This window comes from Streptococcus sp. 4155, assembly GCF_013276695.1.
GTDB lineage: Bacteria > Bacillota > Bacilli > Lactobacillales > Streptococcaceae > Streptococcus > Streptococcus pseudopneumoniae.
In genome coordinates this window covers 33,665-55,262 of record NZ_VMLM01000036.1, presented here as the reverse complement: position 1 = coordinate 55,262, position 21,598 = coordinate 33,665, and the positions used below count along the sequence as shown (strand labels likewise).

Genomic DNA, 21,598 nt, shown 5'->3' with positions numbered 1-21,598 from the left:
TACTATTATACAGTCTTTTCAAACTTTGTCAACACCTTTTTAAAATTTTTTTTAAACTTTTTACAATTTTTTGGCGAGAAGTCATCTAAATGGAGGCTAGCCCTCATGCCTGGTTTGGAGCAGAAACCTCTAACTTACACCTAGCCATTGATGATGCTTCTGGCAATATCCTAGGGGCTTATTTTGATAAACAAGAGACCTTGAATGCTTACTATCATGTCCTCGAACAAATTTTAGACAACCACGGCATTCCCCTTCAAATCAAAACAGATAAAAGAACAGTCTTTACCTATCAAATCTCCAACTCTAAGAAAATGGAGGACGATACCCATACACAATTCGGATACGCCTGTCACCAACTGGGGATTCTCCTTGAGACAACCGCTATCCCTCAAGCTAAAGGGAGAGTCGAAAGACTCAATCAGGCACTACAATCTCGCCTGCCTATTGAACTGGAACGAAACAATATTCATACCTTGGAAGAAGCCAATACTTTCCTTCTTTCCTACATTCAAACCTTTAATGAACAGTTTGGAAACAAGACAAAACTCTCTGTCTTTGAGGAGGCTCCTAAGCCCTCTGAACGAAATCTCATTCTGGCTAGACTGGCGGAGAGAGTCGTCGATAGTGGACACCATATCCGATTCCAAAATCGTTGCTATATCCCTGTTGAACAAGGAAAAGAAGTCTACTTCAGCAGAAAGACGAAAGCATTCGTTATAAAAGAAGTTGACGGTGACATCTACCTCAATATCGCTGACAAGATCTATCACACAAAGGAGCTACTAGTTCATGAACTCTATTCGAAAAACTTTGAATCAGAACCAGAACAAAAAAAGAAAGACGCAAGTATGTCCCTCCACAAACCCATCCGTGGAAACTCACATCTTTCAAACAATATCTTCAGAAAAATAAAAAGGATTATGAAGAGTTTACTAGTGAGGAGCTTCATTCTCCTCAGCTACAAGTATAATCTATTTCTCGCTAAATGGGAAGCTGTTCCTTAAAGGAAATCACTCTATCCCTTACATTTAGGAGAGAGAAAGTAAGGAGTCTAAGACAAGCATTTCATTTGATAAGAGGCTTGGAGTTGTGAGGCTAGAGAGCCAAGGCTAAGACTAGCCTTGGTTTAGCTGAAAAAACAGCTTCAAGGGTTCCTCGTGTCAAATGAAAGCAAAATAATTGCCCTCAATCTCACCATTTTTTGGGGCATCATCACTTTCGATTGACACATCTTTTCCTATTTTTTTCATTTTTTTGCATTGCTTCTTACCGGCTACGGATGTCAAACTCTTTAAACACAATACGTAAGTCTCTTAACACTCTTTGACGCCCTCGGAATCGTTCATTTCTTAAAATGCGTTCTAGCTCTTCTTGTTTCTCTTTACTTTGTTTGTTTCTATAATCTCTTAGTGTTTCATAAAAGAGATAATAGTCATCTATCCACAGACCTCCCTCGCTTATACGATGACTAATCTCACCTACTTCTTCATATGGTTCTTTATTATATCTTCGTTTGTAGCTTTCTTGTTTACGGATATAGTCTAGAATTCGATTCCGAAACTTAGTCTTAAAATATTTCCTTAAACGAGAGATATCTTCTACTAATCCTTCTTCTTTACTAATCAATTCATATAGACATATCATTCCCTCTTGGTCCCAATCCGACAATTCCCATAAATGAAGGTAATATTCATTTCTACACTTATACACAGTCCCTTGGACTTCTTCATACAATTCTTTAATCATAATTTTCCCCTTTCTAGATACAGTCTAACAGATTAGAAACACTTTTGGTACATTTCATCCATTCTGCACCCTTTAGCTCCTCAACTGCACAAAAAAGAGAGGTCTTGCCTCTCTTTGGGTTATTTTTCATCATTCATTTTTGACTTTACTTCATCATAAGATAATGCATGAGATTCCTCTTCTACTGCTTCAGGCATCTTTCCTGTTTCATAGAGAGATTTAATTTGTGTACTATCCAATGTTTCGTATTTCAATAGTGCTTCTGCAATCAACTTGTGAGTTTCACGATTTGACTGAATAATTTCAGCAGCTTTATTTCGTGCTTCATTCAATAATAAACGAACCTCTTCGTCAATTTCATAAGCTGTTTGTTCTGAAATTGATTTTTGAGGACTCTGTGCACCAAACATAGCATGATTTCCTTCATATTGTACTGGGCCAAGTTTTTCACTCATACCGTACTCTGTAACCATTGCACGCGCCATTTGTGTCGCCTGTTCAAAGTCGTTTGAAGCTCCTGTAGTTTGGACATTAAAGATAATTTCTTCAGCTACACGTCCACCCATTAAGCCAGCCAATTGCTCTTTCATATCTTCTTTAGATAGAAGCATTTGATCTTCTTTAGGAAGTGCAATCATGTATCCGCCTGCACGGCCTCTTGGTACAATTGTAACCTTATGAACAACGCGGGCATTCGATAAGACTAGGCCAACAATGGTATGTCCTGCCTCATGGTAGGCAACCAATTCACGTTCTTTTTGTGAAACTGTCTTATCTTTCTTAGAAGGTCCAGCAATCACTCTATCTTCTGCTTCATCAATATCTGAAGCATCAATTATCGATTTATTGCGACGAGCAGCAACCAAGGCTGCTTCATTCAAGACATTCTCTAAATCAGCACCAACAAAGCCTGGAGTTTGTTGAGCCACTAATTTCAAATCAACATCTTCTGCTAAAGGCTTGTTCTTAGCATGAACTTTCAAGATTGCTTCACGACCTTTAACATCAGGGCGACCAACCAATACTTTTCTATCAAAACGTCCTGGACGTAAAAGGGCAGGGTCTAGTACATCTGAACGGTTTGTCGCAGCAATGACGATAATCCCTTCATTTCCCTCAAAACCATCCATCTCAATCAAGAGTTGGTTCAAGGTTTGCTCACGTTCATCATTTCCTCCACCGAGGCCGACACCACGTTGGCGACCAACAGCATCAATTTCATCGATAAAGATGATAGCTGGCGCTGCTTTTTTGGCATCTTCAAAAAGAGAACGAACACGACTAGCTCCAACTCCGACAAACATTTCTACAAAATCAGAACCTGAGATACTCAAGAATGGAACACCTGCTTCTCCGGCGACTGCTTTAGCAAGCAAAGTTTTACCTGTTCCCGGAGGTCCCTCCAGAAGGACACCTGCTGGAATACGAGCCCCAAGTTTTGTAAATCGTTTTGGATCTTTTAAGAATTCAACAACTTCAACTAGTTCTTGTTTTTCTTCCTCAGCTCCAGCAACATCTGAAAATCTTACTTTAATATCTTCTTTATTTGCAGCTTTAGCCTTACTACGTCCAAAACTCATTGGATTACGGCCATTTCCTCCTCCCATATTTCCCATCATAGAGAATAGGAAGAAGAATAGAATTCCAAATGGCACAATGGATACGAGTAGATTAATCCACATACCACTTGAACTTTCATGCTTAACAGTTACTTCTGCTTTATGGTCAGTAGCAAGTTTTTGCAATTCTGATACGGTAGTATCTGCAGGAAGAATAGTGCTGGTAAATTTCTCTACCTTAGTAACAGATGGCGTGAAAAACTGAATGCCTGTTTCTTCTCTACTTGTTTTAGGATTTTTATAAACACCCGAAACTTCGATAACACTGCCATTTGGTTGGTAGGTTAATTCTTTTACATTGTCATCGGTAATTTCTTTTACCAATTCTGTATAATTAATTTGCTCACTTTTCCCTGCAACACTACCTGTACTAAAATACTGGTAAGCTGTAACTAGGAAAAAAATAAGTAATAACCATAGAAATGGATTTTTAATTAAACCATTATTTTGTTTTTTCATTAAAAATTATTCTTTCTAATTTGAATACACTTCTTCTTTCAATACTCCAACATAAGGAAGATTACGATAATTTTCTTTGTAGTCTAAACCATAACCTACTACAAACTCATTTGGGATAGTAAAGCAGGTATAGTCTGCCTCAATTTCTACAACACGTCCTTCTGGTTTATCCAACAAGGTTGCAATCTTAACAGAAGCTGCTTCTCTTGCAATAAACATATCTCGCAAATTCTTCAAAGTTTGACCTGTATCAATGATATCTTCTACAAATAGAACATGTCTTCCTTTGATATCTTGAGTCACATCTTGTTTAATATTGATAACACCACTACTTGCTGTTCCACCATGGTAGCTAGAAACCATCATGAAGTCCATTTCAATATGTGTATCAATATGTTTAACCAATTCAGCCATAAAAGGAATAGATCCTTTTAAAATCCCGACTAAGATTGGATTTTTTCCTGCATAGTCTTTAGTGAGTTGAGCACCTAATTTTTTAGCAGCTTCTGTAATTTCATCGTGTGAAACGAGAATTTTTTTAATATCGTTTTCTAACATTTTTTTACCTATCTATTTTTTCTATATAAAGTACAGTGTTCATTATATCATTTTTCGTGTTTTTACTCAAATTACTGGTCGCAATTCCCAAAATTGAGACAATTTCACCAAATTGCTCAATAATCAGAGCAGATTTTCGCTTTTCCATAGGGATTTTCAAATCAATAAATAAACGTCTGAGTTTTTTTCTATGCCCATTTTGAATCAAAACATCTCCTGTTTTTCGATGACGAATGTGTATGGATGTTTCACGTGAAACAGGTATTTGTTGAATTGATTCACCTTCTAATGGAAGTCCAAAAGAAAATAAATATCCTTGATAAGCTACCTGATTTTGATAGTGTAACACAAGTTCATCTTCCTTTTCATCAGCCTGCGGACTGATTTTACAAATCTGAAACTGTTGGTACTCTTTTATCAATTCATAGCCATTTTTAATCGGATGACGATACTGGCTTTTAGATTTTAAAATCTGCTGAACTTCAGCAAACTGAGCTTTTGTAAGATTCAAATCTGGAAAACGATTCAGATAAGTTTGAAGTAAAACTCTTTGTGTAGACTCAGAGTAAGAAAATAACTGCTGTAAATCTTCCACATTAATATTGTTAGATAATTCAGCTATTGCCAAATCATAATCTAAAATTTCATTGCCAATGCCTAAGATTGCATCCCTAAATCGAGGATTTTCTTTTTCCAATTCTGGTAAGTAAGAGTTTCGAATACGATTTCGAAAATAATGATTCTCCTGATTTGATGTATCTTCAAAGTGAAAAATTGATGGAAAGTCTTTTTTCTGAAAATGCAAGAAGGGACGAATGATTTCTATCTCTCCGACTACTTGCTTCTCCTTAATTCCTGATAGATAGCGCAAGCGAGTACCTCGAATCAAGCGCATCAAAATCGTTTCCACCTGGTCATCCGCATGGTGGGCAGTGACTAAGGCTGTCGCACCTGTCTTTTTCATGACCTCTTGAAAAAAATCATAGCGAAAATTTCGTGCACGCGCTTCTGAAAATTCTCCTGAAAAATTGCTGACATAAATAGGAAGTCCAAATTCAGCAGCCAACTTCCTTAATTCCTGTTCTTCCCAATCTGATTCAATTCTCTGCTTATGATTCACATGAGCCAGAATCAATTCAATCTCTAACTCTTTTTGATAAGTAAACAATACCTTAAATAGAAACATAGAATCTAATCCACCAGAAAGAGCTAGCACCACCTTAGTATGCTTTTTAAAATATCCTCTCTTGAGAAAATGATTTAAAAAATCTTGTTCTCTCATTTTAGAACCTCATAAACATCCTTGGCTATCTGAGAAATCGTATCATAATCAGAATTCTTAGTGAAAATAGAAAGAATAAATGGAAAATCTGCGTAGATAACACCCGTATCATGCTTAAATTCGTCCGCATCCCCAATTTTATGAGCTACCTTCACAGAAACACCTTTGGCAATTCGCTGATTATCAAAATCTGTTTTAGTCAAAGACTCTAGCACAAATCCATTTTGATTATAAATAGCTTCCATGACCTTCCCGGCCATCTTGGAAGAAATCAATTTTTCTTTTGGATTCCAATCATCTCCCATAATGGCAGACATCTTGGATTTGAATGTGGCATCAGATTGGTTTGAAATGTAATAACCCAATAGATTATGAGCTACATTATCAGATTCTTTAGATACTTTTGTGATTAAGTCCTTGAGAGAATACTCTTTATTATCCTCTTTTTTAGGAAGACTACCACTTCCCTCTGGTTTATAAGAACCTGGAAAATCATTGACTGCAGATACGTATTTTACAGTCGTATCTAACTGATAAAGACCATCATTTATTTTTTCTTGCGCATAATAGAGATAAGGGAGTTTCAAAACGCTAGCTGCATACATCTTTTCATCTTGATTGATACCTGCTTCTTTTCCAGTAGTCAGTTGCTTAACATAAATAGAGAATGAATCCTTCTGATATTTTTCCGATAACATTTCTTGGACTTTACTCATCCGATTATCTTCTTCAGAAGTTGATTCTTTAGCTACCCATCCAACCTGATCAATATGTAGAAATTCTCTTCCTTCTACAAACATGGTTTTGTCGATTGATACTTGCGAATAAGCTGATAAGGATGATTTCACTTCTTTTAAATCATAAGGGCTATTATACAGTTTAAAGTCAGATTCTAACCATACTTTTTTTATTGTTGAAGTTACCTCTGACTGATCATATAAAAATCGTTTGTCCGCAGCTATAAATTGATGATTTGATAGCTTAAATACCGGAATTCCTTGTTTATTTAAGCGCCACTCGGTTATTTGAAAACTTGTTTTAGGAGTCAATTTTCCAGATTCCACTACTAAATCTTCATTCGCATAGACAGGAACTTCTCCATAAACCATAGGAGAACTTAGCTTTTCTCTAAAATAAATACCAAAGTCAGATTGTGAAAGGTAATAAATTTCTTTCGAAGTATAGACGACTTCTTTTTCTGTGCTAACGACTTTTGAGATGGTCAAAAAACTCGGTAGCAACAAAATAATTAAGAATTTACGCATTCTTCCTTTCCTTTTCTTCTTGTAAACGCAATAATTGATTTTTATCAGCCAATTCTTCCAGCTTTTCATCTGATAAACTCAAAAATTGCTCAATTACATCTAATAAATTTTCCATTTTATCACCTTTGAAGCAAGTCAGGAATCGTATAAACTATTTCCCTCGACTTAGAATAATAGTACTTCGCTCGTGTATATTTGGCAGCATAATCCTCATCTTTCAACTTGGTAGCAAATGCTGTCTCCTTATCCTTTTCATCACTCAAGGTTTGATACTGAGTTTGCAAGTCTGCTAATTGCTGACGTCTTTGGAGTAATTGCTGATAGCTCTGCGCTAAATTAAAAGTTGGCAAGATAAATAATAGCATAATCAAAATCAATACCCACCCCATAAAACGATTCCGTTTTTGTCGTTCTTTCATCAGGTAGCGACGACGTTGGTGTTCATTTTGAATAAAAGAATTATTCAATTGTACAATATTTTTAGACATTTTCTTCTACCCGTGTTTCACTGATAATTTCATACATGCCTGCTGCATCTTCTTTTTTTGTACTATCTTTCATCTCCAGTACTTTTACAAGTAGCAACTTATTGCCAAAGCGAATTTCAACTTGGTCATTAACTTTCAAATCCGTTGAACTTTTGGCCAAGATTCCATTAACCTTAATTCTGCCTTTATCTGCTACTTCCTTTGCGACTGTACGACGCTTGATAATTCGTGATACTTTTAAATATTTGTCTAATCTCATCCTTATTACCTCAACTTATTATTGTACCATTTTTATCTACTTTATAGAAGAAAAATATCAAATGGAATTTTCTTTCTTAGACTCTTTTATCTCTAATAAACTTTCTCCAAAAATCAGCAGACCTTCTAAAATTTCATAATCTTTCTTATTTCGGACATCAAATACAAGCTCCATTGATCCCTTATTCTCAGCGATGCCTGCTTTTAAGTTCGTTGCGGATAAAGATTTAAAATAATCTTGAGCTAAAAACAGTCGTTGAGTGACTTTTTCAAATTGAATTGTAATTTTATTATCTTTTCTTTCCACACGTTGAACAAAGACCTTGTCCAAATATGACTTGACTAAACCAATCTCTAAAAGATAAGCAACTACATCTGGGTATTCTCCAAAACGGTCTATCAACTCCTCTTGTAACTCTTCATAATTGACACAGCTGTCAATTTGACGAATTTTCTTGTAAATTTCAATCTTATGTCGTTGGTCAGAAATATAAGTATCAGGAAGATAGGCATCAATTTGCAAAATCAACTCAGCATTCCCTTTGGTTCTTGTGTTAGCGTTAGCATTACCGTTTCGTTTAGCAATAGCTTCCTCTAGTAACTGTGAATACAATTCAAAACCAACAGAATCAATGAAACCAGACTGGGATTTTCCTAGGAGATTCCCTGCTCCACGAATCGAAAGATCTCGCATAGCAATCTTAAATCCAGAGCCCAATTCTGTAAATCCTTTGATTGCCTCTAATCTCTTTTCAGAGACTTCACTGATTGATTTTTCTGGACGATACATGAGATAGGCATAAGCAATACGATTACTACGACCGACTCTTCCTCTTAACTGATACAAGGTTGACAAACCCATATGGTCCGCATTTTCAATAAACAAAGTATTGGCATTTGGAATGTCCACCCCTGTCTCAATAATGGTAGTCGTCACCAAGATATCGTATTGTCCCTCAATAAAGTCTAGTAGAGTATTTTCCAACTGGATTTCACTCATTCTACCATGAACATAACCAATCGAAGCCTCTGGAATCAACTCCTGTAATTCTGAAACCTTCTGGTCAATCGTGTCAACTTTGTTGTAAAGGTAGTAAACTTGACCTCCACGCTCCATTTCACGCAAAACAGCATCACGAATGACACTATCATTCTTTTCCAAAACATATGTCTGAACAGGATAACGATTAGTCGGCGGAGTTTCAATAACAGACAAATCTCTGATTCCCAACATAGACATATGGAGGGTACGAGGGATTGGAGTAGCGGTCAAAGTTAGGACATCCACTTGTTTCTTCAACTCTTTCAAGGTTTCCTTGTGCTTGACACCAAATCGTTGTTCTTCATCAATAATCATCAAGCCCAAATCAGCAAACACAACATCTTTTGACAAAACACGATGGGTTCCAATCAAAATATCAACTTGACCGTTTTTTAATTTTTCAAGTGTTTCAGTCTGCTCTTTTTTACTTCTAAAGCGACTCAATACATCAATATTAACTGCAAAATTTTGGAATCGTTCCTTAAAATTTGTATAGTGCTGTTGCGCTAAAACCGTCGTCGGAACTAAGACGACAGCCTGTTTGTGATCATTGACTGCCTTAAAGGCTGCACGCATAGCAACTTCAGTCTTTCCAAAACCAACATCCCCAACTAAAAGTCTATCCATTGGCTGAGAAGCCTGCATATCTCTCTTGATTTCCTCAATACTACGAAGTTGATCATCCGTTTCAACATAAGGGAAAGCATCATCAAAGGCATCTTGATCTTCATTATCAGCTGAAAAAGCAAAACCCTTCAACTGGTTACGTTCAGAGTAGAGTTTAATTAAATCGTCAGCTATATCCTCTACCTGGTTCTTAACCTTTTGCTTGGCCTTTTTAAAATGACCGTCATTTAATTTATTGAGCTTTGGAGCTTTCCCATCACTTGAAACATATTTAGACAGTAGATGAATCTGTTCTACTGGGATAGAGATTTGATCCCCGTTTTGGTATTGAACACTAACATAATCACGGTGAATCCCCTTGATTTCAATTGTTTCAATTCCTAGATATTGACCAATCCCATGAATATGGTGAACAACGTAATCTCCTTTTTCAAGTTCATTGTAATCTTTTAATCTCTCTGCGTTTGAAACATGCTGTCTTCGAAAACGACGTTTCAATTTCTTTTGAAAAATCTCATGTTCAGTTATCAATAAAATCTTTTCATCTACAAAATGAAAACCATGTCTTAGGTTACTCTCAATTAAGTTTACAGATTGTTGATAGATTCTTGACTTATCTCTGGAATCCAATTTAATCTGATATTCCTCTAACATATCCTCCAATGTTTTACTTCCCATTGAATTGCTAGATTGCAGGATAATAGTGTAATCCATTTTTTTGTATCGTTCAATTTCTTCTTTTAAAAAAGAAAATTGATTGAAAAACTCCTGCATAGGATATTGATTAAATTGATAAATTTGGTCAAACTTGAGATTTCCTAGTCCCTTTTGAAGATTAGAGAAAAAAGTCACCGGACTTTGTTTTTTATAGATTTGTTCAATATCAGCAAAATACTGCATATCAGAAAATGCTTTACTATTCTGTAATTCTTCTGTAAAGTACTGCGCTAATTCTCTTTCAAAGACTTCATACTGATTCATCAATTTTTGATAATCATCAAAGAATATTGGTATGTTTTTTTCAATATAATCAAATACAGTCCATGTCTTATCATAGCATAAAGATAAAAATTTCCGTGAATCAGAATGCATTTGTTTTTGGTGAAAACTTGAAAGAATTTCTTCTAAGTATGATTTTAAAATAGGTGATAACGTTTTTGAAATCTGTTTTTCTAAAGCTGACTGACCTCGTTGATAATCATTTTCTCTCAAAAGTATGTCGCTAGCTGGAAAGATTGTGAGTTCTGTCTTATTTTCTTTCGATAATTGTGTTTCTACTTCAAATGACCTGATACCATCAATTTCATCACCAAAAAACTCAATTCGGCAAGGTTCTAACTGGGATATTTCAAAAATATCTAAAATATCTCCTCGCAGACTAAATTCGCCTTGAGTTTGTACTTGTGTAACTTTTCGATAGCCAATTTCCTTTAACTGATGGATAAGCGCGTGTTGATCATATTCTTCACCAAGTGAGATTTTTACAATACTATCTTTGAATACATTGGGAGACGGTAAAATCAATCGACTTGCTGCGATATTACAAACTAAAATCCCTCTCTTAGATGAATCAGTCAAAAAACGCAAGGCTTCAACCCGTGAAATGATTTTTTCTTGTGAAGACATCAAAAACTCCACCATAGGAGTATCATCTACCAAAAATGGATAGACAAGTTCCTCACCCAAGATAGATAGAAGATCACTAACAAGTCCTTCTGCTTCTCCATAAGTTGACGTCAACAATACAATCTTATCTTCTTTTTCTAAACTGCTTGCAATTGCAAGAGACTTAGTAGACGTTGATAAACCAAGTATCAGTTGTCTTTTCTTATCTGTTAAATTTTGATGCCATTTTTTGATCTGATTATTTTCTGAGAATAAATCTAATAAGGTCACCATTTATCCGTTATACCTCTGCATCGTTTTTTCAAAGTTTTTCTCTTGTAAATAGTAGTTTACAGAGTCGTCAACCTTGTCAATAGACTGTAAAATACCGATATAATCATCCTTGTCAAAGGTACTCAAAACATGGTTAACAACTGACATGCCATTTTTAGGTCTTCCGATTCCAATCTTAACACGATTAAAGGTTTGGGTTCCAATATGTTGAATAATAGACTTGATACCATTATGACCACCTGCTGAACCTTTTGCTCTTAAACGAATCTTTCCAACTTCCATGTCAAGATCATCGTAAATGATGAGTAAATCTTCAATATCCAAACCATAATAAGTCAATAAAGCATGAACCGCTTTTCCACTTTCATTCATAAATGTCGTTGGTTTGACAAGATAAATTTTTTCTCCATTTAGGAAAAAGGATGCTAGGTCAGCTTGAAATATCTTATCATGTGTAAAAGTGACATTTTGTTTTTTCGCTAGTTGGTCAATCAACATAAATCCAACATTGTGTTTTGTTTCAAAATATTTATCTCCTGGATTTCCCAAGCCTACAAGTAATTTGGTCATTTATTTTTCCTTTCAAAAGCCAAAAGGGTTGGAATTTTTTTCCAACCTAATTGACACCATTTATTAATTTTTTAGACATTAAAGCGGAATTCCATGATATCGCCATCTTGAACGATATATTCTTTTCCTTCTTCACGCAAGCGTCCAGCTTCTTTTACGGCCTTTTCAGATCCGTATTTCACTAAATCCTCATATGACATGGTTACTGCACGAATAAATCCTTTTTCAAAGTCTGAGTGGATAATCCCAGCTGCTTGAGGAGCCTTCATACTACGTTTGAAAGTCCAAGCGCGAACTTCTTTTTCACCAGCTGTGAAGTAAGTTCCCAATCCAAGCAAGTGGTAAGCTGCACGCGTCAACTTATCTACACCTGATTCTGTCAAACCAATGGCTTCAAGAAACTCTTTTTTATCTTCATCGTCCAATTCAGAAATTTCTTCCTCAGCACGCGCAGAAATGACGACTACTTCAGCATTTTCTGTCGCTGCAAATTCACGAATTTGTTTGAGATAGTCGATAGAGTCAGGTTCTGAAACCACATCCTCGTCAACATTAGCAACATAGAGCACTGGTTTAGTCGTCAAAAGGAAAAGACCTTTTACAACCTTTTGTTCCTCATCTGTAAATTCAATAGTTCGAGCTGATTTCCCATCTTCAAGGACTGGTTTAATCTTTTGAAGAACATTAAACTCAGCTACTGATTCTTTATCTTTTTGCGTACGTGCCATCTTTTCTACACGCGCATATCGTTTGTTCACCGATTCTAAGTCAGCAAGAATCAATTCTAGGTTAATGGTGTCAATATCGGCAAGTGGATCTACAAAGGCGTCTTCACGTCCTTGCTCGCGCATCACATTTTCATCATCAAAAGCACGAACTACGTGAACAATCGCATCTACTTCACGAATATTGGCCAAGAATTTATTCCCTAGCCCTTCTCCTTTTGAAGCTCCTTTTACAATCCCTGCAATATCTGTAAATTCAAATGTTGTTGGCACTGTCTTTTTAGGAGTAATCATTTCAGTTAGTTTTTGTAGGCGTTCATCTGGAACTTCAACCATTCCAACGTTTGGATCAATCGTCGCAAATGGGTAGTTTGCTGCCTCTGCTCCTGCTTTTGTAATTGCATTAAATAGTGTTGATTTACCAACGTTTGGCAAACCAACGATACCTGCTGTCAAAGCCATATTTCTCATTCTCCGTTTTCATTTCAATCCCTAATATTATAACACAAAAAGGGAAAACTTGCTAACCCTCTAACTAAGGGGGTTCAGTAAATAATTTTATTCATTTTTCGATCAAAATCATAGCGCCCCATCATGACAACATGGTCACAATTACTGCATTTGATTTTGATATCTGCTCCTACACGTGTAATTTCCCAACGATTGGCCTTTTTACCTGTTGACTTGATGGTGCAAGCATGTGGTTTTTTCATTTCAACAAAATTTCCAACTTGATACATACTATTCTCCTTTTCTTTTTCGATTATATCATAAAAGAGGCGAGCTAAGCTCAACCTCTTTCACTTAATTTGTACGAACTGGTGTAATGAGCTGCATGAAGTCTTCGTCAGTATCTGCTGGCACAAGAGTAAATGGACGAACAGCTGAGATAAAGCTAATGGTAACCTTTTCGCTATTTAAAGCTTTAAGAGAATCAATTAAGTAAGTTGGGTTGAAACTAATGGTCAAATCTTCACCAGTAACCTGATCAGTATCTATTTCTTCGTTTACTTTACCAACTTCTGGAGAGTGAACATGGGCGCTAACAATACCACCTTTAATTTCAAGTTTCACAGTACCATTTTGAGTCGCACTTGATAAAAGACGAGCACGCTCCATTGACTGGCGTAAGTTTACCACATCAAAAGTAATAGTAGTGTTAAAGTCTGTTGGAATCAAGCGATCTGTATCAGGATAGTTTCCTTCTAGGAGACGAGTATAGAAGCTAATATTTTCGCTTCTAAAGAGGATTTGGTTATTGGCAAAGAAAATCTCTACAGTTTCGATATCATCTGTAAATACCACTGAAAATTCGCGTAGAGAACGGCTAGGAATCACGACATCAAAATCATCACTATTTTTCTCAAGCATTAATTTTTTCTGGCTTAGACGATGAGAGTCTGTTGCCACTGTTTTTAGCTCCTTATGCTGACTCAATACAAAATGAACACCTGTTAAAATTGGACGACTTTCTTGTGTACTTGCAGCAAAAGCTGTTTCATTGATAATTTTCTTGAGCAATTTTGTTTCAAGAACCAAAGGAGTGCTTGCTGAAATTTCTTGGATTCGTGGATACTGTTCACTATCTTTTCCTTTTAAGGTAATTTCTGATTTGCCGCTGGTTAAAACAATTTGATTTTGTTCAATTTCTTTAAAATCAAGAGTTACATCAGGTAGGCTAGATACCACATTGATAAAGAAAGAAGCTTCAAGAAGGATCGAACCTAAAGAAGTAATTAATAGACCAGCATCTTCATTTTTTTGAGAAATAAAATTTTCAATTGAAATTTGACCATTTGAACCAATTAAAGTAACACCTTCATTGGTCACGTCAATTTTGACAGTTGATAAAATAGGAATGGCATTTTTAGAACTAATAGCTCTTTTAGTTGTATTTAAGGCTTGTAGAAATAAATTTTTATTAATTGAAAAATGAATCATGGATTCTCCTTTATTTATTTTTAGTATTAGAAGGATAATAGTAATAATAGAGTCTGTGAAATCTGTGGAAAACAGACTTTAAACAAGTCATATCAAGTTTTTTGGCTTGTTTAAAAAATGTGGATAAAAAAGATAATAAAGTAAAAGTTATCCACAACTTATTTGATTTTCTTTTTGATTGATTCAATTTCTAAGCGTAAATTATCGTCTTCATCAATCAAAGATTTAATTTTAGCATGGGCATGAATAACTGTTGTATGATCTTTTCCACCAAATTCCTTCCCAATTTTTGGAAGACTATTATCTGTTAGTTCTCTAGATAAATACATGGCTACTTGACGGGCTAACACAATGTTTTGAAGGCGTCTGCTTCCCTTCATTTCTTTGACACTAACTCCATAGAAGTTACCAACTTCATTTTGGATTTTGTCAATTGGGATGACGAGCATTTGGCTAACATCTTGTTTTCGAGCTCTAATAGCTTCTGCAGCAATATCAATAGTGATATCCTTGATATTTTTTACTCTGGCAATTAAAGTGATGTCGTTTATGGCTCCCTCAAGATCTCGAACATTTGAATCAAATTGCCCAGCTAGGTATTCTAGAGTATCACTTTGGAAATTGTAGCCTAAATGTTCCGTTTTACTTTGTAAAATGGCAATGCGTGTTTCAAAGTCAGGGGGTGTGATAGTTTGTGTCAATCCCCAACTAAAGCGCGTGACAAGCCTCTCCTCGAGCCCTTCTAAATGTTTTGGACTACGATCACTGGTTAGGACAATCTGTTTTTGCTTGTCATGAAGGGCGTTAAAGGTATTGAAAAATTCTTCCTGAGTTGCGACTTTTTTTCCGCTGAGTGACTGGATATCATCGATTAACAAAAGATCAAGACTACGATAGGTTTTTTTAAATTTTTCCATTTCCCCAAGTCTTAGGTGATCAAGAAAGTCATTAATAAAGCTTTCAGCAGGTATGTATTTGACACGTGCATTTGGAATATTTTTTAGAATTTCATTTCCAATAGCGTTTAATAAGTGAGTCTTACCAAGGCCTGGTCCTCCATAGATAAAAAGAGGGTTATAGGTCAGAGCCAAATCTTCAGAGACAGCTAAAGCGGCTGATACAGCCCAAACATTTCCATCCCCTTGAATAAAGTTATCAAAGGTATACTTTTCTTTTAATCCCGTATCTGAATAAGGAATAGATACTAACTTTGGACTATAGTCATAAAGAGTTAAATTTGTAGCTTCTTCAACTTGTGAGCTAGTCGTATCTTGAGGTTTGGTGAAAATATAGTGGGGAGTTATTTCAGCGTCATAAATTTCAAAACCAGCTACTACAATAATATCTTTTAGTTGTTTTTCCCAGACCATTTCCATTTCAGAGCGAGGTAGAAATATAGTGGCAACATTTTCCTCTACCTTGATGAGTTCAGCTTGAATAGCATAGAAATCATACATGGATCGAGTCAGTCTTTCTTGTGCAAATTCTAATATACGATTCCAAAATTGTTTTTCTTTCAATCTTTTCTCCTCCTTTACTATTTAAAAGTTTAATACTAGAGATATTTTACCATAGATAGCAAGAATTTTCCACAAGCTGTGAAAAATAATCCACAATGTTACCAAACTTTATCCACAGGTTGGGGATAAAAGAAGAAATTATTGATTTATTAAGCTTTTTATCGAAAAACATAGTGGATAACCTTGTGAGATAAAAAAATAAAAGAACAGCCTTATTTCAGGCTGTTGATAATTCTACTATATTCTTCTTGATTTGAAAAAGAAATAATGATTTTTCCACTGTCTTTTTTAGATAGTTTAATTTCTACATCTAATCCGAGTAGTTTTCTTAACTGTTTTTCTTCATTTTGTATGAAATGATCCGTTTTTTGCTGTTTCTTTTGTTTTTTCTCTGTCAGAAGAGCTTCTAACTTCCTTACAGAAATATCTTCTTCTATAATCCGTTGAAAGAAATAGTCTTGTTGTTCCTTATTTAACCCAACTAGGGAACGCGCATGGGCTTGTGATAGTTTGCCATTTTCTACTTCTGAGAGAATCTGTTCTGGCAAGGAAAGTAAACGAATGGAGTTGCTGATATATGGACGAGACTTGCCCATTTTATCTGCAATTTCAGCATGGGTGAATCCTTTCTCTACGAGAGATTCATAGGCGCGTGCTTCTTCTATTGGGTTTAAATTTTCTCTCTGTAAATTTTCAATAATGGACTGAACCATCATCTCTTGGTCTGAAATCTGTTTAACAACAGCTGGGATAGACCGTAGACCAGCTAAAAGTGAAGCCCGATAGCGTCTCTCTCCTGCAAGGATTTCATAACCAATAACAGGAGATTGACGAACAATAATCGGTTGAATGACCCCATTTTCTTTGATAGACTGTGCTAGTTCATCTAGTTTTTCTCTATCAAATTCTTTTCGGGGTTGATAGGGATTTTTTTGTATATCTGTGATAGAAATCATTTCAAATTTTTCCATGATTCTACACTAACACATCTTTTCTCTTATGTAAAGCTTTCTTTACATAGATGTCAATTAAGATTCTAAATCACCTGAACTCTTGTCAAGTTTAATAGATGTAGTTTCTTCTTTACCGTTGCGATAGTAAGTGATCTTAATGGTGTCTCCGATAGAATGATTGTAAAGAGCACTTTGTAAGTCTGTTGATGAAGCAATCTCTTTGTCATCTACTTTTGTAATTACATCGTATTTTTCAAGGTGACCATTGGCAGGCATATTACTTTGTATCGAACGAACAACTACACCAGATGTAACATTACTTGGAATATTGAGTCTTCTGATGTCGCTTGTACTCACATTAGATAAATTAACCATCTGGATTCCCAAAGCTGGACGCGTCACTTTTCCGTTTTTTTCTAACTGTTCAATAATATTGATAGCATCATTTGCAGGGATTGCAAAACCAAGACCTTCTACAGATGTTCCTCCATTTGTGGCAATTTTACTTGAGGTAATTCCGATAACCTGTCCTTGGATATTGATCAGTGGGCCACCAGAGTTACCTGGATTAATAGCAGTATCAGTTTGGATGGCTTTTGTAGAAATGGCTTGTCCATCTTCAGATTTTAAAGATACATTTCGATTAAGACTAGATACGATACCTTGAGTGACAGTATTTGCATATTCAGAACCTAACGGACTACCAATGGCAATAGCAGTTTCTCCTACGGTTAACTTGCTAGAATCACCAAACTCAGCTACTGTTGTCACTTTTTCTGAAGAGATTTTGACGACAGCAATATCAGAGAAAGTATCCGCTCCGACAATTTCTCCAGGTACTTTAGTCCCATCTGATAATCGAATATCTACTTTGCTAGCGCCATTTATAACGTGATTGTTGGTGACGATGTAAGCTTCTTTATCATTCTTTTTATAAATAACGCCAGATCCCTCACTAGAGATTTGCTGAGAATCTGTATCAGTCTCATCATTGCCAAATACGCTATTTTGTCTATTTGCTGAATAAGTAATAACGGATACAACGGCATCTTTTACTTTATTAACAGCCTGTGTTGTTGAATTTTCGTTCTTATAGGCAGTTTGTGTAATAGTACTATTGTTGTTAGAGTTGTTTACACTACTTTTTTGAGTTAGTTGAGTTATTGAAAAACTACCCAAGGCTCCACTAAAAAAGCTAATGACGATAACGACTAATAATTGAAACCATTTTTTGTAAAATGTTTTTAGATGTTTCATATTTGCCTCCATATGTTTGAATTACTGAAAGTATAAACTGACTAGCTTAATTATAACTTAAACACAAAAGTTTTACACAAACTGTGGATAACTCTTTTGAAGCTGTGATTTTCTTAATTGAAATCTATTTTTTATTTTGTGAATAAGATGTGAAAAAATAGAGAATATGTTAGAATAGAGTCATGAAAATTAAAGTTGTAACAGTTGGGAAACTGAAAGAAAAGTATTTAAAAGATGGTATCGCAGAGTATTCAAAACGAATTTCTAGATTTGCTAAGTTTGAAATGATTGAGTTATCAGATGAAAAAACACCAGATAAGGCCAGTGAATCAGAAAATCAAAAGATTTTAGAAATAGAAGGTCAGAGAATTTTATCAAAAGTTGCTGACCGTGATTTTGTTATTGCATTAGCTATTGAAGGGAAAATGTTCTCTTCAGAAGAATTTAGTAAGCAGTTAGAAGAAGCTTCTATAAAAGGATTTTCTACTCTTACCTTTATTATTGGGGGAAGTTTAGGATTGTCATCAGCTGTAAAAAATAGAGCCAATCTTTCTGTCAGTTTTGGTCGCCTAACCTTGCCCCATCAGTTAATGAGACTAGTTCTTGTTGAACAAATCTATCGCGCTTTTACGATTCAGCAGGGATCACCCTATCATAAATAAATTGACTTTTAATTGAATTTTTGGTAGAATAATTGTGTTAGGTCTCATAGCTCAGCTGGATAGAGCATTCGCCTTCTAAGCGAACGGTCGCAGGTTCGAATCCTGCTGGGATCAATATAATAGCAAAGCTGGGAATTTTCCCGGCTTTTTTCTTAAAAAAGTACACTTTGGGAGAAAAAAATGACAGTTGAGAGAATTTTATCTAAAACGAAATTCCATTTTGTATAATGGTTTTTGTAAGTTAGCTTACAAGAAAAAACATTTTAGGAGATTTTATTATGAAAAACACAGTTAAATTGGAACAGTTTGTAGCCTTGAAGGAAAAAGACTTGCAAAAGATTAAAGGTGGGGAAATGAGACTTCCAAAAATCCTCCGTGATTTTATTTTCCCAAGAAAAAAGTAATAAAATAAGGGGAAAGAGTAATGAATTTATTTGGATTTGGGACAGTTATTGGTCATTTTTTAATTATTAGTCACAGTTACCGTTTAATTTGTAAAGGTCAAATAAAATCAAAGGAACTATATTTTTTTGGTCTCTATACATTACTAGTAGAAGCAGTACTTGAACTTTCCTTTTATCTTCTATATTTAGATGAAATAGTGATTGAAAGATTTTTATTTCCTTTGGGCCTATATTCCTATTTTCGATGGATTAAACAGTATGAGAGGGATAGAGGACTATTCCTAAGTTTACTACTATCTCTTTTATATGAGAGCACTCATAACTTTCTGTCCGTAACTTTCTCTTCTATAACAGGAGACAATTTTGTTTCACAATATCATGCCCCATTCTTTTTCGTTGTAACGGTGTTGACCTATTTTGTTGTCTTAAAAATCATTCATTATTTCCATTTGGAACTAGCCTATTTTGACAAAGACTACCTCTATCCTTTCTTGAAAAAAGTATTTTTTGCCTTACTACTGCTCCATATTGTATCTTTCGTTTCAGATATGGTAAGTACGGTTAAACATTTGAATAGTTTTGGAAGTATTTTGTCATCTATTGTTTTTATCTCGTTACTTTTGACCTTCTTTGCAATGAATTCGCATAAAGAACAAATGGAAAAAGAGATTGCTTTGAAGCAGAAGAAATTTGAACAGAAACATTTACAAAACTATACAGACGAAATTGTCGGACTGTATAATGAAATCCGTGGTTTTCGACATGACTATGCTGGAATGCTTGTCAGCATGCAGATGGCAATTGACAGTGGTGATTTACAAGAAATTGACAGAGTTTACAATGAAGTTTTGGTCAAAGCTAATCACAAACTGCGTTCAGATAAGTACACTTACTTTGATTTGAACAACATAGAAGATTCAGCTTTACGAAGTTTGGTTGCTCAGTCCATTGTCTATGCTCGAAATAATGGTGTAGAGTTTACACTGGAAGTAAAAGATACGATTACCAAGCTCCCAATTGAACTATTGGATTTGGTTCGTATTATGAGTGTTTTATTGAACAATGCTGTCGAAGGATCGGCTGATAGTTATAAAAAGCAGATGGAAGTAGCAGTTATTAAGATGGAAACTGAAACAGTGATTGTGATTCAGAATTCATGTAAAATGACGATGACTCCTTCAGGAAATCTATTTGCCTTAGGATTCTCCACTAAGGGAAGAAATCGCGGAGTCGGATTAAATAATGTGAAGGAACTACTAGATAAGTACAACAATATTATTTTAGAAACAGAGATGGAAGGCAGTACATTTAGACAAATCATTAGATGTAAGAGGGAATTTGAATGAAAGTTTTAATTTTAGAAGATGTTATTGAACATCAAGTGAGACTAGAGAGAATATTGGATGAAATTTCGAAAGAATCGAATATTCCAATATCATACAAGACAACGGGAAAAGTCCGTGAATTTGAAGAATACATTGAAAACGATGAAGTAAATCAGCTTTATTTCCTAGATATTGATATTCATGGAATTGAGAAAAAGGGATTTGAAGTGGCTCAGCTCATTCGTCATTACAATCCTTACGCTATTATCGTCTTTATCACCAGTCGATCAGAGTTTGCGACTCTAACCTATAAATACCAGGTATCAGCCCTAGATTTTGTTGATAAGGATATCAACGATGAGATGTTTAAGAAGAGAATTGAGCAAAATATCTTTTACACGAAGAGTATGTTACTTGAAAATGAAGATGTGGTGGATTATTTTGACTACAATTACAAGGGAAATGATTTAAAAATCCCTTACCATGATATTTTGTATATTGAAACGACAGGAGTCTCTCATAAATTACGTATTATTGGTAAGAATTTTGCCAAAGAGTTTTACGGTACTATGACAGATATTCAGGAAAAGGACAAACATACTCAGCGATTTTATTCTCCTCATAAGTCATTTTTGGTAAATATAGGCAATATTAGAGAGATTGATCGAAAAAATCTAGAAATTGTTTTCTATGAAGATCATCGTTGTCCTATTTCAAGATTAAAAATTAGAAAATTAAAAGATATTTTAGAGAAAAAATCTCAGAAGTGATTGACAATTAGCAAGAAATTGATATAATGGTTATATCTGCTACAGATAGAAGGTCCGTTGGTCAAGGGGTTAAGACACCGCCTTTTCACGGCGGTAACACGGGTTCGAATCCCGTACGGACTATTTTATCCGCCATAGCTCAGTTGGTAGTAGCGCATGACTGTTAATCATGATGTCGTAGGTTCGAGTCCTACTGGCGGAGTATAGATAAAAGGGAACACAGCT

20 protein-coding genes, 3 tRNA genes and 1 pseudogene are annotated in these 21,598 nt (G+C 35.3%); 8 read left to right on the top strand and 16 right to left on the bottom strand.

Annotated features, from left to right (window positions below):
- Window positions 1-77: 77 nt before the first annotated feature.
- Window positions 78-973, top strand: a pseudogene (locus HT715_RS05020) (ISNCY family transposase); the annotation flags it as partial.
- Between the two features lie 296 nt (window positions 974-1,269).
- On the opposite strand, the gene HT715_RS05015 reads toward HT715_RS05020, so the two are convergent.
- The 16 genes from HT715_RS05015 to HT715_RS04945 all read right to left on the bottom strand — a co-directional run bounded on the left by HT715_RS05015 (window position 1,270) and on the right by HT715_RS04945 (window position 18,212).
- Window positions 1,270-1,749, bottom strand: a complete 480-nt coding sequence (locus tag HT715_RS05015) for a sigma-70 family RNA polymerase sigma factor (protein ID WP_000588858.1) — start codon at window positions 1,747-1,749, stop codon at window positions 1,270-1,272.
- Between the two features lie 119 nt (window positions 1,750-1,868).
- A complete protein-coding gene (gene ftsH / locus HT715_RS05010) occupies window positions 1,869-3,827 on the bottom strand; it encodes an ATP-dependent zinc metalloprotease FtsH (RefSeq protein ID WP_000744568.1) in 1,959 nt (652 codons plus the stop codon).
- Between the two features lie 15 nt (window positions 3,828-3,842).
- On the bottom strand, window positions 3,843-4,385 hold the full coding sequence (gene hpt, locus HT715_RS05005; protein ID WP_000892175.1) for a hypoxanthine phosphoribosyltransferase: 543 nt from the start codon (window positions 4,383-4,385) through the stop codon (window positions 3,843-3,845).
- Between the two features lie 4 nt (window positions 4,386-4,389).
- Window positions 4,390-5,667, bottom strand: coding sequence for a tRNA lysidine(34) synthetase TilS (gene tilS, locus HT715_RS05000; RefSeq protein WP_001209058.1), 1,278 nt, complete (start codon window positions 5,665-5,667; stop codon window positions 4,390-4,392).
- Entirely contained in the window at window positions 5,664-6,932 is a 1,269-nt protein-coding gene (locus HT715_RS04995; protein WP_001224763.1) for a serine hydrolase, read from the bottom strand. The genes tilS and HT715_RS04995 overlap by 4 nt, the downstream gene beginning before the upstream one ends.
- On the bottom strand, window positions 6,925-7,047 hold the full coding sequence (locus tag HT715_RS12255) for an SP_0009 family protein (RefSeq protein ID WP_000429334.1): 123 nt from the start codon (window positions 7,045-7,047) through the stop codon (window positions 6,925-6,927). The genes HT715_RS04995 and HT715_RS12255 overlap by 8 nt, the downstream gene beginning before the upstream one ends.
- A gap of 4 nt (window positions 7,048-7,051) precedes the next feature.
- On the bottom strand, window positions 7,052-7,420 hold the full coding sequence (locus HT715_RS04990) for a septum formation initiator family protein (protein WP_000041903.1): 369 nt from the start codon (window positions 7,418-7,420) through the stop codon (window positions 7,052-7,054).
- The gene (locus HT715_RS04985; RefSeq protein ID WP_001234978.1) at window positions 7,413-7,679 is read right to left on the bottom strand and encodes an RNA-binding S4 domain-containing protein; all 267 of its coding nucleotides are present in this window, start codon (window positions 7,677-7,679) and stop codon (window positions 7,413-7,415) included. Before HT715_RS04985 ends, HT715_RS04990 begins: the two co-directional genes overlap by 8 nt.
- 57 nt (window positions 7,680-7,736) lie before the next feature.
- Window positions 7,737-11,246, bottom strand: a complete 3,510-nt coding sequence (gene mfd / locus HT715_RS04980) for a transcription-repair coupling factor (protein ID WP_119919409.1) — start codon at window positions 11,244-11,246, stop codon at window positions 7,737-7,739.
- The gene (pth, locus tag HT715_RS04975; RefSeq protein ID WP_000163938.1) at window positions 11,247-11,816 is read right to left on the bottom strand and encodes an aminoacyl-tRNA hydrolase; all 570 of its coding nucleotides are present in this window, start codon (window positions 11,814-11,816) and stop codon (window positions 11,247-11,249) included. It lies immediately after the preceding gene.
- 71 nt (window positions 11,817-11,887) lie between these two features.
- Complete coding sequence (gene ychF, locus HT715_RS04970) at window positions 11,888-13,003, bottom strand: redox-regulated ATPase YchF (protein WP_138706639.1); 1,116 nt, start codon at window positions 13,001-13,003, stop codon at window positions 11,888-11,890.
- 83 nt (window positions 13,004-13,086) lie between these two features.
- Window positions 13,087-13,281 carry a DUF951 family protein gene (locus tag HT715_RS04965; RefSeq protein WP_119919410.1) on the bottom strand — a complete coding sequence of 65 codons (195 nt, stop codon included), beginning with the start codon at window positions 13,279-13,281 and terminating at the stop codon, window positions 13,087-13,089.
- A 64-nt stretch (window positions 13,282-13,345) separates the two neighbouring features.
- On the bottom strand, window positions 13,346-14,482 hold the full coding sequence (gene dnaN / locus HT715_RS04960) for a DNA polymerase III subunit beta (RefSeq protein ID WP_023940601.1): 1,137 nt from the start codon (window positions 14,480-14,482) through the stop codon (window positions 13,346-13,348).
- 158 nt (window positions 14,483-14,640) lie between these two features.
- On the bottom strand, window positions 14,641-16,002 hold the full coding sequence (gene dnaA / locus HT715_RS04955; protein WP_023936251.1) for a chromosomal replication initiator protein DnaA: 1,362 nt from the start codon (window positions 16,000-16,002) through the stop codon (window positions 14,641-14,643).
- A 212-nt stretch (window positions 16,003-16,214) separates the two neighbouring features.
- Window positions 16,215-16,973 carry a ParB/RepB/Spo0J family partition protein gene (locus tag HT715_RS04950; protein WP_138707334.1) on the bottom strand — a complete coding sequence of 253 codons (759 nt, stop codon included), beginning with the start codon at window positions 16,971-16,973 and terminating at the stop codon, window positions 16,215-16,217.
- 57 nt (window positions 16,974-17,030) lie between these two features.
- On the bottom strand, window positions 17,031-18,212 hold the full coding sequence (locus HT715_RS04945; RefSeq protein ID WP_000681604.1) for a S1C family serine protease: 1,182 nt from the start codon (window positions 18,210-18,212) through the stop codon (window positions 17,031-17,033).
- A 182-nt stretch (window positions 18,213-18,394) separates the two neighbouring features.
- On the opposite strand from HT715_RS04945, the gene rlmH reads away from it, so the two are divergent.
- The 7 genes from rlmH to HT715_RS04910 all read left to right on the top strand — a co-directional run bounded on the left by rlmH (window position 18,395) and on the right by HT715_RS04910 (window position 21,575).
- Window positions 18,395-18,874: a 23S rRNA (pseudouridine(1915)-N(3))-methyltransferase RlmH gene (rlmH, locus tag HT715_RS04940; protein WP_000695932.1), complete on the top strand. Its 480-nt coding sequence runs from the start codon at window positions 18,395-18,397 to the stop codon at window positions 18,872-18,874.
- 40 nt (window positions 18,875-18,914) lie between these two features.
- A tRNA-Arg gene (locus HT715_RS04935) sits at window positions 18,915-18,988 on the top strand.
- A 164-nt stretch (window positions 18,989-19,152) separates the two neighbouring features.
- Window positions 19,153-19,278 (top strand): competence-stimulating peptide ComC, encoded by a 126-nt coding sequence (gene comC, locus HT715_RS04930; RefSeq protein ID WP_000799687.1) that lies wholly within the window; start codon window positions 19,153-19,155, stop codon window positions 19,276-19,278.
- Between the two features lie 20 nt (window positions 19,279-19,298).
- Window positions 19,299-20,624, top strand: coding sequence for a competence system sensor histidine kinase ComD (comD, locus tag HT715_RS04925; RefSeq protein ID WP_001048117.1), 1,326 nt, complete (start codon window positions 19,299-19,301; stop codon window positions 20,622-20,624).
- The gene (gene comE, locus HT715_RS04920) at window positions 20,621-21,373 is read left to right on the top strand and encodes a competence system response regulator transcription factor ComE (protein WP_000866065.1); all 753 of its coding nucleotides are present in this window, start codon (window positions 20,621-20,623) and stop codon (window positions 21,371-21,373) included. Before comD ends, comE begins: the two co-directional genes overlap by 4 nt.
- Window positions 21,374-21,424: 51 nt before the next feature.
- Window positions 21,425-21,496, top strand: a tRNA-Glu gene (locus tag HT715_RS04915).
- Window positions 21,497-21,501: 5 nt separating this feature from the next.
- A tRNA-Asn gene (locus HT715_RS04910) sits at window positions 21,502-21,575 on the top strand.
- The last annotated feature ends 23 nt before the right edge of the window (window positions 21,576-21,598 follow it).

Bases quoted from the DNA above. Each gene is read 5' to 3' on its own strand.
- HT715_RS05015 (WP_000588858.1), bottom strand. From the start codon at position 1,749: ATGATTAAAGAATTGTATGAAGAAGTCCAAGGGACTGTGTATAAGTGT.
- ftsH (WP_000744568.1), bottom strand. From the start codon at position 3,827: ATGAAAAAACAAAATAATGGTTTAATTAAAAATCCATTTCTATGGTTA.
- hpt (WP_000892175.1), bottom strand. From the start codon at position 4,385: ATGTTAGAAAACGATATTAAAAAAATTCTCGTTTCACACGATGAAATT.
- tilS (WP_001209058.1), bottom strand. From the start codon at position 5,667: ATGAGAGAACAAGATTTTTTAAATCATTTTCTCAAGAGAGGATATTTT.
- HT715_RS04995 (WP_001224763.1), bottom strand. From the start codon at position 6,932: ATGCGTAAATTCTTAATTATTTTGTTGCTACCGAGTTTTTTGACCATC.
- HT715_RS12255 (WP_000429334.1), bottom strand. From the start codon at position 7,047: ATGGAAAATTTATTAGATGTAATTGAGCAATTTTTGAGTTTATCAGAT.
- HT715_RS04990 (WP_000041903.1), bottom strand. From the start codon at position 7,420: ATGTCTAAAAATATTGTACAATTGAATAATTCTTTTATTCAAAATGAA.
- HT715_RS04985 (WP_001234978.1), bottom strand. From the start codon at position 7,679: ATGAGATTAGACAAATATTTAAAAGTATCACGAATTATCAAGCGTCGT.
- mfd (WP_119919409.1), bottom strand. From the start codon at position 11,246: ATGGTGACCTTATTAGATTTATTCTCAGAAAATAATCAGATCAAAAAA.
- pth (WP_000163938.1), bottom strand. From the start codon at position 11,816: ATGACCAAATTACTTGTAGGCTTGGGAAATCCAGGAGATAAATATTTT.
- ychF (WP_138706639.1), bottom strand. From the start codon at position 13,003: ATGGCTTTGACAGCAGGTATCGTTGGTTTGCCAAACGTTGGTAAATCA.
- HT715_RS04965 (WP_119919410.1), bottom strand. From the start codon at position 13,281: ATGTATCAAGTTGGAAATTTTGTTGAAATGAAAAAACCACATGCTTGC.
- dnaN (WP_023940601.1), bottom strand. From the start codon at position 14,482: ATGATTCATTTTTCAATTAATAAAAATTTATTTCTACAAGCCTTAAAT.
- HT715_RS04950 (WP_138707334.1), bottom strand. From the start codon at position 16,973: ATGGAAAAATTTGAAATGATTTCTATCACAGATATACAAAAAAATCCC.
- HT715_RS04945 (WP_000681604.1), bottom strand. From the start codon at position 18,212: ATGAAACATCTAAAAACATTTTACAAAAAATGGTTTCAATTATTAGTC.
- rlmH (WP_000695932.1), top strand. From the start codon at position 18,395: ATGAAAATTAAAGTTGTAACAGTTGGGAAACTGAAAGAAAAGTATTTA.
- comC (WP_000799687.1), top strand. From the start codon at position 19,153: ATGAAAAACACAGTTAAATTGGAACAGTTTGTAGCCTTGAAGGAAAAA.
- comD (WP_001048117.1), top strand. From the start codon at position 19,299: ATGAATTTATTTGGATTTGGGACAGTTATTGGTCATTTTTTAATTATT.
- comE (WP_000866065.1), top strand. From the start codon at position 20,621: ATGAAAGTTTTAATTTTAGAAGATGTTATTGAACATCAAGTGAGACTA.